This window comes from Bradyrhizobium sp. ARR65, from assembly GCF_000472385.1.
GTDB lineage: Bacteria > Pseudomonadota > Alphaproteobacteria > Rhizobiales > Xanthobacteraceae > Bradyrhizobium.
Map to the genome: position 1 here is coordinate 1 of NZ_AWZU01000107.1, position 5,618 is coordinate 5,618.

The 5,618-nt window shown below is 57.8% G+C and carries 3 protein-coding genes and 1 pseudogene; all 4 read right to left on the reverse strand.

Features of this window, described 5'->3' with window-relative positions; translation table 11 throughout:
- Positions 1-416: 416 nt before the first annotated feature.
- A complete protein-coding gene (locus tag F758_RS46160) occupies positions 417-845 on the reverse strand; it encodes a hypothetical protein (RefSeq protein ID WP_035725266.1) in 429 nt (142 codons plus the stop codon).
- Between the two features lie 832 nt (positions 846-1,677).
- A complete protein-coding gene (locus tag F758_RS50595) occupies positions 1,678-1,866 on the reverse strand; it encodes a hypothetical protein (protein WP_157450547.1) in 189 nt (62 codons plus the stop codon).
- Positions 1,867-2,077: 211 nt separating this feature from the next.
- Positions 2,078-2,869, reverse strand: a complete 792-nt coding sequence (locus F758_RS0142425) for a bestrophin-like domain (RefSeq protein ID WP_024513436.1) — start codon at positions 2,867-2,869, stop codon at positions 2,078-2,080.
- Between the two features lie 452 nt (positions 2,870-3,321).
- A pseudogene (locus F758_RS46165) lies at positions 3,322-4,879 on the reverse strand (trehalase family glycosidase).
- Between the last annotated feature and the right edge of the window lie 739 nt (positions 4,880-5,618).

The window sequence follows — 5,618 nt, forward strand, 5'->3', positions numbered from 1 at the left end:
TCGAGCTGATCGACGGCGCCGGTCACTGGATCCAACAGGAGCAGCCGGTTCGGCTCAGCACGCTCCTGCTCGCCTTCATCAAGGAGGTCGGTGGGGCGGATCACACCAGCGATTTCGGACCTGGCGGCCGTTAGCCGGATGACGCGATCATTNTTGTCCTGCCAATACAATCCGCCAACACGCTGACGCCCCGGCGTGAGGGTGCAGCGACGTGTCTCGCATCTAAATCCGCGCCTGTACAGAAGGCTTATCGCGTGGCGTCCCAATGTATCGTGAGAAACGAGTCGGCTCCGGGTCACATCCGGACTCATGCGCCGCAGCAAACTGCCCGACTACTCGATCACCTCGTCGGCGCGGGCGGGAGTGATTGGAGCGGATCGAAAAGGTTCAGCGTCCAACAGATCTTAACGCATCGATTAACACGGTTGGTACATCGCCTGCAGTTGCTTGCCGCGCAGGAAGATCATCTGGGGTGTCAACCCGCCGCGCGTGGCGATCCACCGTTGCACCGGCGTCGGATACATCGAATACAGCATCCTGGTTGCTTCGCGATCAGTGAAGGTGCGGCCGTTGATGCCGAAATCATACGCGGCATGGAAACCAAAGGTCGCACGCGGGGTCACGCAGATTTTGCCGTGAGGGACTGCGCCGAGGACGATGGTGCAGGCCGAGGCACAGAGACCATCAATGATCACGGATTGTCCGGATGAATGCAGACGTTGAAATTTGATGACGTAGCTTCCGATTTGCCCGCCCCGATCATCAGCAATGCGGACTGCCGCGTGACTTGCCCCGACACCCGCAAGCAGGAGCGCTGCCGCAAGCAGACACGTTACGAGCTTCATTATCCCTACCCTGGTTCGAGCAAGCCGATTTGATCGTTTCGCGTGATGCGCGAAACAGCAAAAGCGTCCTTCTAGTTCATGGCTTTATCTAGGCACCAGTGATCCAGGAACTGTTCCGCCTCGGGCGCTGCAACGGAGCGGTCCGGTTCCGTTCGCGCTGCTTAGGTACCGTCGTCGTCGCCGCCTACCAATCCGCCCCGATCGTTCGGGCTGCCGTAGTACCGACCAAGGCCGCCGTAGTAGTACCGACCATAGCCGCCGTGGTACCGACCGTAGCTGCCGTGGTACCGACCGTAGTTCATTGAATGCCTCGCGGAGTGGGTTCTGACGCCCGAAGCGGCACTTGCAGAAGCACACAGGGTCATCAACAGCCCTAAGGCCAAAAGGGAACGCATCGTATTTGCTCCATTCAACATCGTGGTCTCCGTTTGGGCGAGCCGCGAAGCAGCGCTCCGACGAATTTCGTCCTGTTATGTCCTCAGAAATCGAGTTGGCCGCAGATGTTTTCCAACGAAAGGATCAGATCGTTCTGGATAGGCAGAAGAGATTTGAACAAGGACATTGGAGTCTCCTCTGGCTACTATCGTCGCTATTTGTCGATCATCTTTTTTCACCGTCGCACTTCATGAGCCTGCGCGCTTTTCCAACGCATGCAGCCTAGGATGATCACGATCAGGGGCTCAATTGAACGTAGGTAATCGTTCGGCATCTAAAGGTGTCACGGAAACGATACGAAGGTTTACGGCGTTCGCCCTAAAGCCGATCACTTCGGCAATTGGTCACAACCGGATATCATGGCCTAGCGCATTGAGTTGAGGAAGAGCGGGCCGATCTAACTCAGCCCGCTATAGACGCGAACTCCCCACCCGCGCGGAGCGTCGCCGCGCCGCAGGTTGGCTGCGCAGATGTCTGCTGGGTTTTGTGGATAGCTGGCAACCATGACACCACGGCCCGCATTTGCCGCGTGACCCAATTCGGTGATGTCGCCTTCAATGCACGGCGTCAGGCCGTCGTTGTCCAAGCGCAGCCTTCACGGTTTGCACAGCCCAACAGCCATTTTCGGCCATCCCGGCGCTGACAGGTTGCTGACTCAGGGTATGCCGCAACGTTATCGAACCAAGTAGCGCTGAGGCTTCCCGCGCAGGACGCAAGCGGTTTGGGAACCGCTGGTGGACCAAATACGCCCTCCCTGCACGGCGCAAAACGGGACGAAAATGGCGAACGCCGCCAGTTCAATCGATCGCAATTTGTCCAAGCAGCGAACCCGGCCGGATCTCAAACCCGCCGGTGGAAAACGGCCGGTCGTTGACCAGCAACAGCACGAGGCAAACGGCGACAGCCGTCGACAGGATGAACAAGTTCACGGCCATCGCGGGCGGCCGATCGATGTGCACGATGGCGACGGTCACAAGCATGAGCGTTCCAAGTGCGACAATGACAATCCACTGCATGGGCAGCACAGAAGCCTCGCTGAGCAAAATGCGATTCCGTCTTGCGTCGATAGCTTGCTCGATCGCAACCAGCGTGCGTTGCTGCGCGATCTGCTGACCAGGATTTTGCGGCACAAAGGACAATATCGTCGACATCGCGTCGGTGAGTCCCGGTACGGAGGTCCGCATTTTGGCGCTGCCGGCCAGCATGGCGGGCCATTCGTCTTTGGTGAATTGCAGGTACTGGCCAATGGCGTGGCGAATCTCGGTCTGCACATTCTGCGGAAGTCTCTCCGCCAGTGTCACAATTTCCTCTATGTTGCGGACCTCATCCCTGAGGATAGCAGTGGCATGATCGAAATTGGTCCATGTCCGGGATGCGACGAATGCGATCACAAGGCCAGTAAGAACTGACAAGGGCGTCAACATAACAGGTGTTGTCGCCTTCAATTCGTTCGCAATGGGTTTTGAAACCGATACTCGAGCGATTACGAAGACTATCGCCGCGCAGAGATAACACGCTCCGAAGGTAATGAGAGCGATGACGATCGCTGGTTGCGCTTCAATCCATAACAGCAGGCGATCGAATTCCATTTAGCTTCCCAAAACAGCTGTCTTTCACAACCGATGAACCGCGACGAGCCATTACTGACGCAACCTGCGCGCCTCACGCTCGCTCCATATCCGCCAAGTTCAGCGCGCGGCCAACCAGCGCGCGCGATGTCACGCCTGCAAAATCTTGGCAACCGACCCGAAGCGCTTCTGCCTAACCCCGATCCATTACACCTGGGATCCATACACCTTTGGCTCCCATGATCAAAAGAATAGCCGTGAAACTTACATGGGCTCAATCGGGATCATCGAGTTCCGCTCGGGGTCCAAAACGCGAAAGGCTCAGCGTGAGCAAATCTAGACCGCTAGTCCCCACTAAGCGGACCTCCGTGTGAGGCGTGGCCACTTCGCTGATGGGCCCAGTGCACAAAGTCGCTGCGCTCCAGCCCGCTGCGCGGGAGCAAGAGCCGAGAGGTCGGCACCCGTGGCGCCAATCATGGCGCGGCTGCCCCCGACGCTCCACAGAGTTGAGGACTTAATCTCGATAGGACCGGATACAACGATGTAAGCGCGCGCAGCACGCCGTTGGTCCAGCCGAAACCGACCTGGACTGCATACTCACCACCGCCGCCGGCGCGCCGACTCATCAGATTGTATTTCTCTACCACGACACGTGACTTTTGATAAACGCTTGTAATTTCGCAGCTCCAGCGCTTCGCGATTGTTTCCGCCAATTGCGCTTGATTGTATTTTCTAAGCCCGACGACTGCGATCCACTGCAGCGGGGCCCAGCCATTTGGCTGATCCCATTGTTGGCCGGTCACCACCAGGGTCGTGGCCATACCACCAGGCATCAGCAACTTTCGCCTCACGGTTTGAGCTTCCACCTCTGCTTGACGCTGGCTCGCAACTTGGAGGAATAGCGGGAATAGCCCGGCGGCGGTAGCCGGCAAAGCTTTGTGCCTCCGCCATGCGTAATCGGTAAACGCATGGAACTGCTCGTTCCACATTAGCTTCCGAATGGCGGCTTCTCGACGAACCGCCAACGCAGCGAAGTGAGATGACCGATCGCCATCTCCCTCGATCCGATACGCTTTGGCAAGTGTTTGCTCCAGGTGAACCATGAGACTGTTGAGATCCACCGGCAATATGGATGTGGTCCTGATCGTGCTGAGGGTATGGCCATCGGTGAGCCATCGGGAACCGAAATCCCATCCCGATTCGGCTGCCGCTCGAAGGTCGCGGTAGACATCGCCCGGATCTCGGCGACCCTCGCGGGCCGTCGCAACGTCCTCCCGATAGGATTCGTCGCGCGGCTCAGCTCGGTCGTCCCAATAACGATTAAGAAGGGTCCCATCGCTAAGCCGGACCACGCGGCGGTAGCTCTGACCTCTCCGGAGGATCGCGGAACCAACCATCCAATAGTCATATTCCGCTTCCAGCTCTGGAAGGTAGGTCACGTAGGACCGCTCACCCACTCGCTCCGCGATCATGTCTACCATTAACGAAAAAAATGAAATAGGAATCCCAATAGTAGAGCTCACGGAATCGGCCACCTGGCACGACATAAGGGTAGGGTAGAGGTAAGAGGGACGAATGGCTCGATATCTCCCCGCTTTGGTGGCTCAGGACACCCCAGAGCCGTGCAATGTATATATCAATCGGTTCGCCTGGCGACGCGGGGGGAACGGTTGGCCCCTCTGGCGGCAGCGAGAAATGTTGGTGAACGAATGCGCCAAGATCAAAGCCGGATTTGGCTCTGCGAGCCTCATACTCAGAAAGAATTGCGTTGGGTGACTCGTCAAAGTGCAAATCAGCAAAGGTTTTGCTATCCGGGAATATGCGCTTCAGCTGCACGTTCCGGAACAGCTCGCCGAATTGTTCTGACGGAGATACCTCCGCTGCACAGCTCGCGATTTGCGCGCCGGCAGAGTGGGCATGGATGGCGCAGCACAGAACAGCGATCAAAATTATCAAGCGCGAACCTGCCCGCTTGAGCAACGGCAAAAGACCGCGAACAATGAGGCCTTTTTTTGCTGAAGACGCAACCATTGCGACCTGGAGCTCTTAAAGCAGGTAAAGGTTATTGCCGTATTTGAGACCGACCATGCGCGCCCCAGGATTGGTCCTCCGGCGCAGCACTAAACATGAACTCCGCTCGCAGCCTTACGTACGCCTCATCGACGTCAGCTACAGCGAAGCTGATATCGCCGACGCCAGGTGGATTTCCAATCAACCCCAAGCCGCGATTGGATAATTAAAGCACAAAATTTGCCCGCCGGCTCGCCGGACGGGTAAGGCAATGGCGGACACTGCAACAACAGAACCGCCGGGGTTGGACGGATCGAAGCCGCCTTTTTAAGGTCCGATGGATTGAGCAGTGATGTCGCCTGAGGGTCATTCACGTCGAATCGCGTCGGGCGGAGCCGCCGGTCGATGTCCGCAATGCTCCGTTTGCGTCCACGCCGGCATTGCGCGGCAAACGAGGCTAGGGGCCAGCGAACAAAGTCGCTGCGCTCCAGCCCGCTGCGCGGGAGCAAGAGCCGAGAGGCCGGTAGCCGGTTGAGAGGATAGTAGTAGCACTGGAGAGCCCCGTCCTGAGAATCGAGGTGTTGCAAGCCTCACTCAGAATGGAGCTCCCCATGAGCAAGACTAACACCGTCAGTCCGCTGCGTCAGCGTATGATCGAAGACATGGCTGCGCGCAAGCTCAACCCGCACAATCAGCGTGGCCACATTTACAGTTGCAAGCGGTTCGCCGCCTGGCTCAAACGCTCGCCCGATACGGCAAC

Excerpts from the sequence above, each read along its gene's own strand:
- F758_RS0142425 (WP_024513436.1), bottom strand. The coding sequence starts at position 2,869 with ATGGAATTCGATCGCCTGCTGTTATGGATTGAAGCGCAACCAGCGATC.
- F758_RS46160 (WP_035725266.1), bottom strand. The coding sequence starts at position 845 with ATGAAGCTCGTAACGTGTCTGCTTGCGGCAGCGCTCCTGCTTGCGGGT.